Raw genomic sequence first — 13,705 nt, 5'->3', positions numbered from 1 at the left:
GATCCCTCTGTCGCTCGCGACGCTCGAACGTCGCGGCTGGTCGGTTCCTCCGTCGTGGACGGACTCACCGTTGCTGTGACCCTAACGCGGGTGGGGAGCGGAAACCGTCCCGATTTCCGGGGTTTTCGCTGTGGGCGCAGGAAGGCGGCCCAGGTGCCCGACGACGTCCCCCGGCCACGTGCGACGGCCCCCACCTCCGCGGGGAGGTGGGGGCCGTCGTCGGGCTCGCGATGCCGTGACCGTGTCACGGCGCGGGAGGTCAGGCCTTGTCGGCGGCTGCCTCGTCCTCGGAGACGACCTCGATGCCCTCTTCGTCCGTGATGTCGGTGACGTCCTCACCGGCAGCGGCGGCCGCGGCGTCGGCGGCCGCGTCCTCCTCGTCCGAGCCGATGAACTCGCTCAGGTCCACGACGTTGCCCTCGGAGTCCTTGACCTCGACCTGGCGCAGGGCCACGGCGAGCGACTTCGAGCGGGCGACCTCGCCGACCATGGCGGGGATCTGACCGCCCTGGTCGAGCGACTGGATGAACTGGTTCGGGTCCATCCCGTACTGGCGCGAGGCGTTGACGAGGTAGTCCAGGAGCTCGTTCTGGGCGACCTTGATCTTCAGCTGCTCCGCGAGCGTGTCGAGGAGGATCTGGTTCTTGAGCGCGTTGGTCGCGTCGACCTCGACCTCGGCACGGTGCGCGTCGTCCTCGAGACGCCCCTCGGACTCGAGGTGACGGTGCACCTCGGCCTCGACGGCACCCTGGGGCACGGGGATCTCGGTGTTCTCGACGAGGTACTTGACGAGAGCGTCGCGCGCCTCGACGGCCTGGTTCGAGGTCTTGATGCTCGCGACCTGCTCGCGCAGGTCCGCCTTGAGCTCCTCGATCGTGTCGAACTCGGACGCGAGCTCGGCGAACTCGTCGTCGGCCTCGGGCAGGTCGCGCTGCTTGACCGAGGTGGCCGTGACGGTGACCTCGGACTCCTTGCCCTCGTGGTCGCCACCCGCGAGCGGCGCCTTGAAGGTCGTGGTCTCGCCGGCCGACAGGCCGGTCAGCGCCTCGTCGAGGCCCTCGAGCATGTTGCCCGAGCCGATCTGGTAGCTGATGCCGGAGACCGAGTCGATCTCCTCGTCGCCGATGACGGCCTTGAGGTCGATGACGACGAAGTCGCCCTCGGCGGCCGGACGGTCGACGCCGACCAGCGTGCCGAAGCGCTCGCGCAGCGCGTCGAGGCGCTCGGCGATGTCGTCGGCGGAGACCTCGGCGGCCTCGACCGTGAGCTTCACGGAGTCGAGCGCGGGGATCTCGATCTCCGGACGGACCTCGACCGTGGCCGTGAAGTGCAGCGCACCCTCGGCGTCGAGCGGGACCTCGGTCACCTCGACGTCGGGCTGGCCGAGCGGGCGGATGCCCGTCTCGTTGACGGCCTGGCGGTAGAACCCGGAGAGGCCGTCGTTGATGGCGTGCTCGAGCACGGCAGCACGACCGACGCGCTGGTCGATGATGCGCGCGGGGATCTTGCCCTTGCGGAAGCCGGGGACGTTCACCTGCTCCGCGATGTGCTTGTAGGCGTGGTCGATGCTCGGCTTGAGCTCGTCGTACTCCACCTCGACGGTCAACTTGACCTTGGTGGGGTCCAGGGTCTCGACGGCGCTCTTCACTTCGATGATCTCCAACTGATCGGGGAGCCGACGTGCGGCAACGGGGTGCGTGCATGTCCCGCCGGTTGCAGCGGGACCTGTTCGAACGTTCATCGATCGGTGGCAGACGCTGGCGCCTGGCCGATCGCGTCGCCTCGAGCGGTGCGGCGGGAGCCTCGGAGGGCCTCCACCGGAAAGGGCGCACGGACAACCCGTCCATGGTACGCCACACCTCGTGGGCGCAGGCGCGCCCGCTGCGCGACGCTCGCCCGGGCCGGCCTCGGAGCCCGGGCGAGCGTCGGGACCGGGCCGGGCAGCACCCGGTCCGGCCCCGGGGCCGATCGGCCCGTCAGCCTCCGAGCGCGCTCGTCTCGACGAGCCGGCGTTCGAGCTCTGGACGCAGCGCCTCGACGGCCGTGGCCGTCAGGTGGCTGCCGTCCCGGTACAGCAGAAGGCCGCCGAGGACGGCCGGGCACCGATCTGCCTGCGCGCACACGACCCCGGAGACGTCGACGACCTCGACCCCCGGCACGTCGCCGAGCGCCACGTCGACGAGCAGGGGGTCGGCCGGCAGCGCCTGCGCCCGCGGGAACGAGCACTCCGCCCAGTCGTCGAGCGCCCCCGACACGCAGCTCGGGATGTCGACCCCGGGCGTCGGGGTGTCCCGCAGGTAGACCACGGGGACCCCCGCCGCGGCGAACCGCCCGAGGGTGCTCCCCCACGCCTGCTCCCTGCGGTCGGCGGCTGCCGCGCTCTCGAAGTACGCAGCGCTGGAGCCGACGATCACGACGTCGGCGCGCGCGGCGACCCGGTCGATCTGCAGGTCACGCCACGACTCGCAGTGCTGCGACTCCTCGAGCATCGCCTGTGGCAGGTCGGCCGGCGTGCACCCACCCTTGGTCACGATCGACAGGTGCCATCCCTGCGCGATCGCGATGTCGCGCAGCGCCCCGCTCCACTGGAACGCCTTCGAGTCGCCGAACAGCACCACCTCCCGCCCACCGACCGGTCCGACGACGCACTCGGCGGGCCAGTCCGTCGACTCCAGGCCGAGCGACCCGAGGCACGGGGTCTCCCACGGCGGGGCGTCGAGCGCGGCCGTCGTCAGCCCGGGGGTCACCGGTCCCCCCGTCCGAGCCAGCGCGGCCGGGTCGAAGATCGTGTCGAGCCGCACGTGCGCCGACGCGTCCCCCTCGCCCTCCAGGCCCGCATACACGGCCGAGCCCGCACCGAGGCTCGCGGTGAGGGCGAGCACGACCCCCGTGAACCCCACCGAGTAGCTCGCCGACGGCCGCAGGGCCACGACCTGCGAGCGCCGCAGCGGGGACTCGACCCCTTGCAGGACGAGCCAGGCCACACCGCCGGCGCCGAGGGTCAGCACCACGCGCTGCGGCCACGTGAGCGGGCCCCAGGCCGCGTCGGCCAGGACGAGCACGGGCCAGTGGACGAGGTACCAGGCGAAGGACAACCGCCCGACCGCCCTGACCGGTCGCAGCGCCAGCAGCTGGCCGACGCTCCCCCGTGCCGTCCGGACGGTCGCGGGCGCCGCGAGGAGCGCGACGGTCCCGAGCGTCGGCCAGAGCGCCGCGGTCCCCGGGAAGGGCGTGGACTCGTCGTAGGCCACGGCCGACCACACGACGACGCCGAGCCCGGCCCACCCGGCCAGGGTCCACACGACGCGCCGCGCGGCGAGGCGACCACGACCGACGACGACGCCGGACCCGAGGGATGCGACGACGTCGGGCCGGCGGAGCACGGCGGCCGCCAGGAGACCACCCAGCCCGAACTGCCACGCCCGCGTGAGCGGGGACATGTACGCGAGCGCCGGGTCGCTCGACGTGAGCACGGACGAGACGACGAAGGACGCGACCGTACCGGCCCCCAGGAGCGCGACCGCCCCGGGCAGCGGGCTGCGCCGCATGCGCGCCGCGACCGCTCCGACGAGCGCGAGCAGCAGCGGCACCACGAGGTAGAACTGCTCCTCGACCGCGAGCGACCAGTAGTGCAGCACGGGGCTCGGCGCCGCCGCGGCCGCCATGTAGTCGGTCTCCTGCGCGATGAAGCGCAGGTTCGCGACCTGGAGCGCGCTCGCGACGACGTCGACCATGGTGTCCCGCGCTCGCAGCGGGGGCAGCACGAGCCAGGCCGCGAGCGCCGTCCCCGCCAGGACCACCGACGCGGCAGGCAGGATGCGGCGCGCTCGACCCGCGAAGAACGCGGGCAGCGCGATCCGCCCGCTCTCCGCCAGCTGCCGCAGCAGGATCCCCGTGATGAGGAACCCCGAGATCACGAAGAACACGTCGACCCCGACGTACCCGCCGAGCACGCCCGGGACCTCGGCGTGGAAGAGCAGGACCAGGACGACGGCGAGCGCGCGCAGCCCTTCGACGTCCCCCCGGAAGCCGGGCCGTCCTCGCCCGGTCGGGGCGCTCACAGCGCCTCGATCATGGGGTCGAAGACCCCGGCTGCGACGAGCCCCGCGAATCCGAGAGCCGCCGTGAGGGCGACGACCGCGGGCCACCGCAAGGAGCCGTACGGTCGGGGCGCCCTGGCCGCGCCGACGGGCACGTCCTCGGGGTCGCCCCCGCGGGCCGCGAGGTCCTGCGTCCCGCGTCCGGCGTCCGCGCTCATGCCCGGACCTCCGTCGCGAGGGCTGCCGCGCGCACGGCGGCCCTCGTGGCCGGACGCTGCACGAGGACCTGGACCCCCGCCATGACGAGCGGCACCGAGACGTAGGCGTAGAAGGCGGCGAGCACGATCATGGCCCAGTAGCTGTCGAGGCCGTGGGCGGCGACTCCTCGGGCGATCCCCACGGTCCACGCGAGGGTCCCGACGACGAGCGTCGCCACCATGACGCGCGCGATCGTCCGGGCGAGGGCGCTCGACGACCCCTTGCCGCCCGTCGGGACCCAGCCCGCGTGGTGGCCGATCGTCGCGTGCGCCAGCACGACGAGGTGGCTGAAGCTCTGGGCCAGCTGGACCCGCAGGACCTCGGGGCGCCACCGGGTGCGGTGGACGACCGGGTACAGGACGAGCAGCACCCACAGGCTCGGGAGGAAGACCAGGAGGCTGGTCGGGCTGACCTGCTCGGGGTACCAGAAGCACATGACGACCGAGGGCACGTAGAGGTTGAGCGCGAACAGCGCCGTCTCGGAGTAGTAGACGAACCCTGCCCACACCGCGAGACGTTGGCGCCGGTCGAGACCGGCCCTGGCCTTGGCCCCGTCCGCGACGAGCGCGACCGAGCCGTTGGCCCAGCGGTACTGCTGCGTCAGGAACGGACCGAGCTCGTCGGGGCACAGCCCGCGTGCCAGGCGCACCGGGACGAAGCGGGTCACGAAGCCCGTGCGCAGCAGTCCGATCCCGGTGTACATGTCCTCGCTGTGGTCGATCTCGGGGAACCCGCCGATCGTGTCGAGCGCCGACCGGCGGTACAGGGCGTTGGTACCGCAGCAGACCGTGGCCCCGTAGCGGTCGCGGGACGGCTGGACCCAGCGGTAGAAGATCTCCTGGGTCGCGCCGGCCGTGCGCTGGAGCCATCCCATGCGCTCGTCGGTGTCGAAGTCCTGCGGGCTCTGGACGATGCCGACGGTCGGGTCGTCCAGGTACGGGACGAGGTGGCGCAGGAAGTCCGGCCGGGGGCAGAAGTCCGCGTCGAAGATGGCGATCACGTCCCCCTCGGTGACCGCGTAGGCCGACCGCAGGTTGCCGGCCTTCTTGAGGTGCCCCCGGTCGGGGCGCACCCGGTAGCGGAAACCGTGCCGGTCGGCCAGGTCCGCGACGAGCGGGTCGGCGCCGTCGTCGAGCACCCAGACCGACACCGCGCCGGGCCACTCGAGCCGCGCGACGTGACCGAAGGTGTTGTCGAGCACCTCGACGTCCTCGCCGCACACGGGCAGGTAGACGTCGATGCTCGGAGGGGCCTCGGACGTCCAGGCGGCGATCTTCCGCTCGTGCGAGGCGCGCGTGACGCGCCCCTTCGCGGTACCGGTCAGGAGCCACAGCGTGATGCTCACGAGCGTGAGCCCGACCGTGAGGTAGAGCCACCACAGCCACGGCGAGCGTGCGGCGAAGACGCACACCGCGACGAGGATCGGGAGCGTCGCCGCGACGCCGACGGGCTGGACCCAGCGCTGGACGCGCGCAAGGTCCTGGTAGACGTCCTCGTCGGCGGGAGGCGACGGCAGCGGGTGGTGTGTCCCCGTCGGCGGACGCGTCGGGGGTGCGGGGAGGCGCTCGGGCTCCGGTCCGGGAGCCGCGTCCGGGTGGAACAGTCGGCCCGACCGGTCGTGGGGAGACGGTGGCCGACCGGCCCGGGGCGGGGTGGGTCTCGTGCCGTGCAGCAGTGTCACAGGTGTTCTCCGCTTCGATACCAAGTGACGCCCGAGGGCGTGGGATGGCTCGCCGCGGCGACGCTGACTCGGCGGCAACCGGCCTGACGGCCGATATGGGAGGAACGCTAACGATTTAGAGGTGGCCGAGCGCGACAAAACGACCAAAAGGGTCTGACCGTCTCATGCCATAAGACAGGTTGGGGATGGTTTGTCAGATTGCTGCACGGGACAGCCCTTGTTTCACACGCGATCAGAGCCACCTGGTCGGGTTTGAGAGACTCTGCCCGCGACGTCGCAGGTTCGCGTCGCCCCGTCGAGGGACAGCCGGGACGTGAGGTGCGTGGACGGGCGGGGAGGTCGACGGCTACGGGTTCGAGACAGCCGTCGACGCCGCGATCCAGGTGTCCTGAGCAGCCCAGGCCTACGGGACGCCGTCGTCGCACCGACGACGAAGGCCCGGAACCATCGCGGTTCCGGGCCTTCGTCACATGTCGGGGTGACAGGATTTGAACCTGCGACCTTCCGCTCCCAAAGCGGACGCGCTACCAACCTGCGCCACACCCCGAACGCGCCGTCGTCCGACGACGACCGACCACGCCAGCGGGACGTCCCGCCGCGCAGCATCGGCAACGGCCAAGTGTACGGGGTCCGGAGGGCCACCTGGCGCCACCCCGGCCGACGGGCCACCGCGCCGACCAGCGCGGGCGCACCCACGAGCACCGAGTCCCGCGACCGGCCCGACCTTTGCTAAGGTAGCGCCGCGGACCTCGCCACAACGGCGGGTGCTCTCTGCGCGGATGTAGCTCAATGGTAGAGCCTCAGTCTTCCAAACTGATCACGCGGGTTCGATTCCCGTCATCCGCTCCAGCACGACACGACGGCGGCCCCGGGGTTCTCGGAGCCGCCGTCGTCGTCCCACCCTCGGCCGCGAAGCTGCGCCCTACCTCGCGAGCCTGCGCCGCTCGAGCGGCAGACGGCGCCCGGGCGCTCCGGGAAGGAATGTCGGCCTCGCGGCGTTGGGTCGACATGCCCCCTTCCAGGGATCACCGGCCGACACCTCCCCGTCGGAGCCCGTCGCGCCCCTCCTCGCACAGGTCGACGCCCTGGCGTGGGACCGGAACCGGGCCAGGGCGACCGGGATGAGACGGCGTTGCAGCGCAGTCCGGGGGCCGATAGCCTCGGGCCAGACACCAGGACTTCGCAGGGCACCGCGCCGGTACGGCCGAGGGCAGCAGCTGCGAGCGACGGCACAGGACGAGGAGGGCGACCATGACCACGCGTCACGCCGACTCCTCCCGCGCGGTGAGCACCCCCGCGCGCGCCCTGTCCTGTTGTCCGTGTCACCCCTGTCGCTAGAGCGCCCTCCCCCGCAGCGGCGCTCCACCCGACGACAGGCCCTCCGTGGCGCGTCCCCTGCCTGGCGCAGCACCGTGCCACCCCCGCACAGCTCCAGCTGATCCCCCCCTCGGTCCCGGCTCCCCGCCGCAGGCCACCAACGATGAAGAGGAAGTCATGGCACGCATCTACGACGACGTCACGAAGCTCGTCGGCAACACGCCCCTCGTCCGCCTGAACAAGCTCACCGAGGGCCTCGGCGCCACGGTCGTGGGCAAGCTCGAGTTCTACAACCCGGCCAACTCGGTCAAGGACCGCATCGGTGTCGCGATCATCGACGCCGCCGAGGCCTCGGGCGAGCTCAAGCCGGGCGGCACGGTCGTCGAGGCGACGTCCGGCAACACCGGCATCGCCCTGGCCATGGTCGGCGCGGCCCGCGGCTACGACATCGTCCTCACGATGCCCGAGACCATGTCGAAGGAGCGCCGCGCCCTGCTGCGCGCGTTCGGCGCCGAGCTCATCCTCACGCCAGGCTCCGAGGGCATGAAGGGGGCCGTCAACAAGGCCGACGAGATCGTGGCCGAGCGCGAGGGGGCCATCCTGGCCCGTCAGTTCGCCAACGAGGCCAACCCGGCGATCCACCGCGCCACGACGGCCGAGGAGATCTGGGCCGACACCGACGGCGAGGTCGACATCGTCGTCGCCGGCATCGGCACGGGCGGCACCATCACGGGCGTCGGCCAGGTCCTCAAGGAGCGCAAGCCGGGCGTGCAGATCGTCGCGGTCGAGCCCGAGGAGTCCGCGATCCTCAACGGCGGCGCCCCCGGCCCGCACAAGATCCAGGGCATCGGCGCGAACTTCGTGCCCGAGATCCTCGACACGTCCGTGTACGACGAGGTCATCGACATCAACGCCGAGACCGCCGTCGAGTACGCGCGTCGCGCCGCCAAGGAGGAGGGCCTGCTCGTGGGCATCTCGTCCGGCGCGGCGATCGCCGCGGCGCTGCGCCTCGCGGAGCGTCCCGAGAACGCGGGCAAGCTCATCGTCGTCATCATCCCGTCCTTCGGCGAGCGCTACCTGACCTCCGTGCTGTACGCCGACCTGCTGGACTGATGAGACCTCCCAGTCCACTGCGACGCTTCCTGAGAGTTCTCAGGGAGGACCTCGAGGCCGCACGCCACCGCGATCCCGCGGCGCGGAGCGGCCTCGAGGTCGCGCTCGTCTACCCCGGTCTGCACGCGGTGTGGACCTACCGGCTCACGCACCGCATGTGGCGCGAGCCGGCCCTTCGCCTGCCTGCGCGGGTGATCGCGCAGATCGCCCGGGCAGCCACGGGCGTGGAGATCCACCCGGGCGCGAAGATCGGGCGGCGCCTGTTCATCGACCACGGCATGGGCGTGGTCATCGGGGAGACGGCCGTCGTGGGCGACGACGTGCTGCTCTTCCACGGGTCCACCCTGGGCGGCCGGTCCATGAAGCGCGGCAAGCGGCACCCGACGTTGGGCGACCGGGTCGTCGTGGGCGCCGGGGCCAAGATCCTCGGACCGGTCTGGGTCGGCGACGACGTCCAGGTCGGGGCCAACGCCGTGGTGGTCAAGGACGTGCCGGCCGGATCGGTCGCCGTGGGGGTACCGGCGCGCAACCGCGTCCCGCAGCCGGCCGTGCCGCCGGCGGTCGACCCGGTCGAGGACCCGTCGTTGCTCATCGAGTACGTGATCTGAGCCGCTGAGGGCCGTTCGACGAGAGGGGCGACGCCGTGCGCGTCGCCCCTCTCGTCGAACCCCATTGTTATAGTTGCACAGTAACAACTAGTAGTATGGCGGACATGATCTTCCGCATCGACCCCACCGCGGGCGAGCCGCTCTTCGCGCAGCTCGCCGCCCAGGTGCGCCTCGCGGTCGCCGCAGGCACGGTGCACCCCGGCGAGCGGCTCCCGGCGGCCCGCGACCTCGCGGCCTCGCTCGAGCTCAACGTCCACACCGTGCTGCGTGCCTACCAGGACCTGCGCGACGAGGGCCTCGTCGACCTGCGCCGAGGTCGTGGCGCCGTCGTCACGGCCCAGGCCGCGCACGACTACACGGACCTGCGAGCGGCGATCGACGCCGTCGTGCAGGAGAGCCGCGCACTCTCCCTGCCCCCCGAGACCACCCTCGCCCTGCTCAAGGAGGCACTGCGATGACCACCACCCCGACCGCCACCCGCCCGCGGACCCCCGCCCCGCACCGCCTGTCCACCACTCTCCTGGGCCTGGTGCTGCCCCTCGCGGTCCTGGCCTCGAGCGCCACGGTCGCGCTCTCGTGGCGCGAGCAGCTGCCGGACCCGGTCGCGACGCACTGGGACGCCGCGGGGAACGTCGACGGGTTCGGGTCCCTCGCCGCGAGCGTCACGGTCCCGCTCGCGATCGGCGCGGTCCTCGCGGTGGGCTTCTGGCTCGTCGGCTGGTTCCTCGGCCAGTCCGCGTCGAACCGTCGGATGGCCGGAGGAGTCAGTGCGGGCACGGCGACGTTCCTGGGCGCGACGATGCTCGGGACGCTCGCCGTGCAGCGCGGGCTCGACGACGCCGCGCAGGCCTCCGACGTGGGCGCGGCCATCGCGGTGGCCCTCGGTGCGGGCCTCGTGGTGGGCGTCCTGGTCGGGCTCGTCGCGCCGCGTGACGCCCGTCAGCCCGCCGAGGGCCGGGTCTCGCCGACCGACCCGCGCGCGCCGCTGGGCGCCGACGAGCGCGCCGCCTGGATCCGCACGGCACGTGGCGGTCCGGGCATGGCCGTCGCCGGGGCCGCCGTGGTCGGGACGCTCGCGCTCGTGGTCGTCACCGGCCTGTGGTGGATGATCCTGCTCCCCGTGGTCCTGGGGCTGGTCATGGCCTCGATGATGTCGTGGACCGTGACGGTCGACGCGTCGGGGCTCGAGGTGCGCTCGGCTCTCGGGGTGCCGCGCACGTTCGTGCCGCTCGACGAGGTCGAGGGCGCGCGCGAGGTCACGGTCGACCCGTTCCGGGAGTTCGGCGGCTGGGGCTGGCGCGCGGGTCGCGGGGGCCGCGTGGGCATCGTGGTCCGCAAGGGACCGGGGCTGGAGGTCCGGCGCACGGGCGGGCGCGTGCTCGTCGTGACGGTCGACGACGCCGCTGCCGGGGCGGCGCTCCTCACCTCGCTCGCGGACCGGGCGCGGTAGGTCGACGGGCGGGTCCGGCGGCACGGTAGATTGAGCGGCGGTTCCTAGGACTCCCGGTCCTGGGAATCGTCGCTCGACGCACGTCGAGCCGGCGGACCCGTCCGCACCTCAGCGCCGAGGAACAACGAGGAGAACGCATGCGCATCGGCATCCACACCGGCTACTGGTCGGCCGGCCCCCCGCCCGGGATCCAGGAGGCGGTCGTCGCCGCGGACCGTCTCGGGATCGACTCGGTCTGGACCGCGGAGGCCTACGGGTCCGACGCCTTCACGCCGCTCGCCTGGTGGGGCTCGCACACCTCGCGCATCCGGCTCGGCACCGCGGTCGCGCAGATGTCCGCACGAACCCCCACCGCGACCGCGATGGCCGCGCTCACGCTCGACCACCTCTCGGGCGGCCGGGCGATCCTCGGGCTGGGGGTCTCGGGCCCGCAGGTCGTCGAGGGCTGGTACGGCCAGCCCTACCCCCGGCCGCTGGCCCGCACGCGCGAGTACGTCGAGATCGTGCGCGAGGTGATCGCACGCCGAGGCCCCGTGACCTACGACGGCCAGTTCTACCAGCTGCCCCTCACGGGCGAGGGCACCACCGGGCTCGGCAAGGCGCTGCGCTCGACGGTCCACCCGCTGCGCCTCGAGATCCCGATCCACCTCGCGGCCGAAGGCCCCAAGAACGTCGCGCTCGCGGCCGAGGTCGCCGACGGCTGGCTCCCCCTGTTCTACAGCCCCCGCATGGACGAGATGTTCCGCGGGCTGCTCGACGACGGCTTCGCGAAGCGCTCGTCCGAGCGCTCCCCCGCGTCCGACTTCGAGGTCTCGGCGACCGTCCCGGTCGTGGTGGCCGACGACGTCGAGCAGGCGGCCGACAAGGTGCGACCCTTCATCGCGCTGTACGTGGGCGGCATGGGGGCCAAGGGCGCGAACTTCCACCGCGACGCGCTCGACCGGCTCGGGTACTCGGACGCGTGCGACGAGATCCAGGCGCACTACCTGGCCGGTCGCAAGGCCGAGGCCGTCGCGGCCGTCCCGACGGCCCTGGTGGAGGACGTCGCGCTCGTGGGGCCCGAGGCCAAGATCGCCCGCGACCTCGAGGCGTGGCGCTCGACCGCGGTCACGACCCTCCTGGTCCAGGGCGACCCGACGGCGGTGCGTACCGTCGCGGGCCTGCTCGCGACGGTCCAGGGCCGCTGAGCCGCGCGGACCGCTGAGCCGGTCGCCCGGCGGGGCGAACCGCTGGGTGCGGAGCTCTTGTCGCGACACGCCGACCGGAGCGAGCGCTGCTCCGCACTCAGCGGTCCGGGTCCTGCTCCGGGAACCAGACCGCCCGCCGCAGGTCCACGCGCTCGCTGCCCGGGCGCAGCGGACAGCCCTCGGCCCGCAGGTTCGCGAGCGCGGTCCCCAGGTGGTGCGCAGGGGGCGAGCCGGCCGCGTTAACGACGCGCCACCAGGGCAGCCCCGGGCCGCCCGGGCCGTCGCCGTCGGCGCGCGCGAGCACCTGCCCGACCTGCCGCGGGCCGCCCCGCCCGAGGGTCTCCGCGACGATCTCCGCGACGAGCCCGTACGTCATGGCCCGCCCGGCGGGGATGGTCTCGACGAGCGCGAGCACGGCGTCCGCGTACTCCCGGCGTGCGGCACCCGGGTCCGTCTCCTGGTTCACCGGGCGAGCGTACCCGCGGGACTCCGGCCCACCGGGCGGCCGTACCTGCGAACCGGCTCCCCTCCCCCGTCGAGAAGTGAGTTGACGCCCCTGATCCGGGCAGATCAAGGGCGTCAACTCACTTCTCGACGGCAGGGCGCCGTGGAGGCACGCCCGCGCGCTATTCCCCTGGCCCGCTCCCCCGCCCCGCCGTGATGATGGGTACCATGACCGAACCCACCCGCCGTCCCCTGCCCGCCGGCTACCGCCTCACGCCGCTGACGGAGGCGGACAAGCGCGCCGTCCTCGAGGTCGACACCTGGGCGTTCCCGTCCGAGGTCGACCTCGACGAGCAGGTCCAGCACCCGCTCCCGCTCACGTGGTCCCGGACGTTCGGGGTCGTCAGCGAGCACGAGGACGCCGACGCCGTCCCGTTCGACGGCGCCGTCCCGACCGTGAGCGAGCTCGCGGCCATGCACGCCTCGTACCCGTTCGCCGAGTTCCCCGTGCCAGGCACGACGCTGCCCGTGAGCGGCCTGACGTGGGTCGGGGTCCATCCGCAGCACCGCCGTCGCGGCATCCTCAGCGCCATGATCGACGTGCACTTCGAGCAGGCGAGGGCCGCGGGTGAGCCGGTCTCGGCGCTCTTCGCGGCCGAGGCGGCCATCTACGGCCGGTTCGGCTACGGCCAGGCGGCCCAGGACCTGCGCCTGACGATCCCGCGCGGCGCGGCCCTGCGGGACGTCCCGGGCGCCGACGAGCACACGGTCCGCATCGAGAAGGCCGACCGGGCGCGCCACGGCGAGCTGGTCGACACGCTGCACCGGGCCGCTGGTGCCGACCCTGGTGGGCACGGCACGGGCGTCAACCGCCCCGGCTGGGTCACGCGCGAGTCGCCCGAGCTCCAGGAGGCCTGGTGGTCCGACCCGGCGGCGTTCCGTCGTGGCCGCGAGTCGCAGCGCATCGTGGTCGTCGAGCGCGACGGCGAGCCGCGCGGCTACGCGACGTTCCGCCGCAAGGTGTCGTGGGAGACCACCGGTCCGCGCGGGACCGTGAGCACGGGCGAGGTCGTCGCGCTCGACGCCGCGGCCGCTCGCGCCCTGTGGGGCGTCCTGACGGACCTCGACCTGACGAGCGAGGTCGAGCCGTTCATGATCCCCGTGGACGACGTCGTCACGCACCTCCTCGTGAACCCGCGCGCCGCGGCGGGGCGGGTCGCGGACAACCTGTGGGTCCGCGTGCTCGACGTCCCCGTGGCGCTCGCGGGGAGGCGGTACGCGGGCGACGTCGACGTGGTGCTGCACCTGACCGACGCGCGCGTCCCGGAGAACGCCGGCCACTGGCGCCTGCGCGCCACGGCGTTCGGGGACGCGGCGTGCGAGCGCACCGAGGACCCGGCTGACCTGTCTCTCGACGTGCGCGAGCTGGGCTCGGCGTTCCTGGGCGGCGTCTCGCTGGCCTCGCTCGCGACGGCCGGGCTCGTGTCGGAGCACCGTCCGGGTGCGCTCGCCGCAGCGAGCGCCGCGTTCGGGTGGCCCGTGGCGCCCGTCTCGAGCTGGGTGTTCTGACGGGTCCGGCGCCGAGAGCGTGGGGGGGGGGGGGGGGG

The 13,705-nt window shown here is 73.2% G+C and carries 11 protein-coding genes and 2 tRNA genes; 7 read left to right on the top strand and 6 right to left on the bottom strand.

Annotation, left to right across the window (positions count from 1 at the left end; translation table 11 throughout):
* Window positions 1-259 precede the first annotated feature (259 nt).
* The 5 genes from tig to H9640_RS09785 form a co-directional block, all read right to left on the bottom strand.
* Window positions 260-1,648: a trigger factor gene (gene tig, locus H9640_RS09805; RefSeq protein ID WP_191790542.1), complete on the bottom strand. Its 1,389-nt coding sequence runs from the start codon at window positions 1,646-1,648 to the stop codon at window positions 260-262.
* Between the two features lie 328 nt (window positions 1,649-1,976).
* Window positions 1,977-4,061, bottom strand: a complete 2,085-nt coding sequence (locus H9640_RS09800) for an acyltransferase family protein (RefSeq protein WP_191790541.1) — start codon at window positions 4,059-4,061, stop codon at window positions 1,977-1,979.
* The gene (locus H9640_RS09795) at window positions 4,058-4,258 is read right to left on the bottom strand and encodes a hypothetical protein (protein ID WP_191790540.1); all 201 of its coding nucleotides are present in this window, start codon (window positions 4,256-4,258) and stop codon (window positions 4,058-4,060) included. Before H9640_RS09795 ends, H9640_RS09800 begins: the two co-directional genes overlap by 4 nt.
* Window positions 4,255-5,979 carry a glycosyltransferase family 2 protein gene (locus tag H9640_RS09790; RefSeq protein ID WP_318243725.1) on the bottom strand — a complete coding sequence of 575 codons (1,725 nt, stop codon included), beginning with the start codon at window positions 5,977-5,979 and terminating at the stop codon, window positions 4,255-4,257. Before H9640_RS09790 ends, H9640_RS09795 begins: the two co-directional genes overlap by 4 nt.
* Before the next feature lie 473 nt (window positions 5,980-6,452).
* A tRNA-Pro gene (locus H9640_RS09785) sits at window positions 6,453-6,526 on the bottom strand.
* A gap of 228 nt (window positions 6,527-6,754) precedes the next feature.
* Here H9640_RS09785 and H9640_RS09780 point away from each other — a divergent pair.
* The 6 genes from H9640_RS09780 to H9640_RS09755 all read left to right on the top strand — a co-directional run bounded on the left by H9640_RS09780 (window position 6,755) and on the right by H9640_RS09755 (window position 11,654).
* Window positions 6,755-6,828: transfer RNA gene (locus H9640_RS09780), tRNA-Gly, on the top strand.
* Between the two features lie 645 nt (window positions 6,829-7,473).
* Complete coding sequence (gene cysK / locus H9640_RS09775) at window positions 7,474-8,409, top strand: cysteine synthase A (protein ID WP_191790539.1); 936 nt, start codon at window positions 7,474-7,476, stop codon at window positions 8,407-8,409.
* Window positions 8,409-9,017 (top strand): serine O-acetyltransferase EpsC, encoded by a 609-nt coding sequence (gene epsC, locus H9640_RS09770; protein ID WP_138824890.1) that lies wholly within the window; start codon window positions 8,409-8,411, stop codon window positions 9,015-9,017. The genes cysK and epsC overlap by 1 nt, the downstream gene beginning before the upstream one ends.
* A 35-nt stretch (window positions 9,018-9,052) precedes the next feature.
* Window positions 9,053-9,475, top strand: coding sequence for a GntR family transcriptional regulator (locus H9640_RS09765; RefSeq protein ID WP_404821894.1), 423 nt, complete (start codon window positions 9,053-9,055; stop codon window positions 9,473-9,475).
* The gene (locus tag H9640_RS09760; protein ID WP_191790538.1) at window positions 9,472-10,467 is read left to right on the top strand and encodes a DUF1648 domain-containing protein; all 996 of its coding nucleotides are present in this window, start codon (window positions 9,472-9,474) and stop codon (window positions 10,465-10,467) included. The genes H9640_RS09765 and H9640_RS09760 overlap by 4 nt, the downstream gene beginning before the upstream one ends.
* Window positions 10,468-10,604: 137 nt before the next feature.
* Complete coding sequence (locus tag H9640_RS09755) at window positions 10,605-11,654, top strand: LLM class F420-dependent oxidoreductase (RefSeq protein ID WP_191790537.1); 1,050 nt, start codon at window positions 10,605-10,607, stop codon at window positions 11,652-11,654.
* A gap of 97 nt (window positions 11,655-11,751) precedes the next feature.
* Here H9640_RS09755 and H9640_RS09750 read toward each other — a convergent pair whose 3' ends face one another.
* Window positions 11,752-12,120: an MGMT family protein gene (locus tag H9640_RS09750; RefSeq protein WP_191790536.1), complete on the bottom strand. Its 369-nt coding sequence runs from the start codon at window positions 12,118-12,120 to the stop codon at window positions 11,752-11,754.
* Between the two features lie 206 nt (window positions 12,121-12,326).
* On the opposite strand from H9640_RS09750, the gene H9640_RS09745 reads away from it, so the two are divergent.
* A complete protein-coding gene (locus tag H9640_RS09745) occupies window positions 12,327-13,667 on the top strand; it encodes a GNAT family N-acetyltransferase (RefSeq protein ID WP_191790535.1) in 1,341 nt (446 codons plus the stop codon).
* Window positions 13,668-13,705 lie beyond the last annotated feature (38 nt).

Origin of the sequence: Oerskovia gallyi, assembly GCF_014836745.1 — a bacterium.
Lineage (GTDB): Bacteria > Actinomycetota > Actinomycetes > Actinomycetales > Cellulomonadaceae > Oerskovia > Oerskovia paurometabola.
This window is presented reverse-complemented; position numbering and strand designations above follow the sequence as displayed.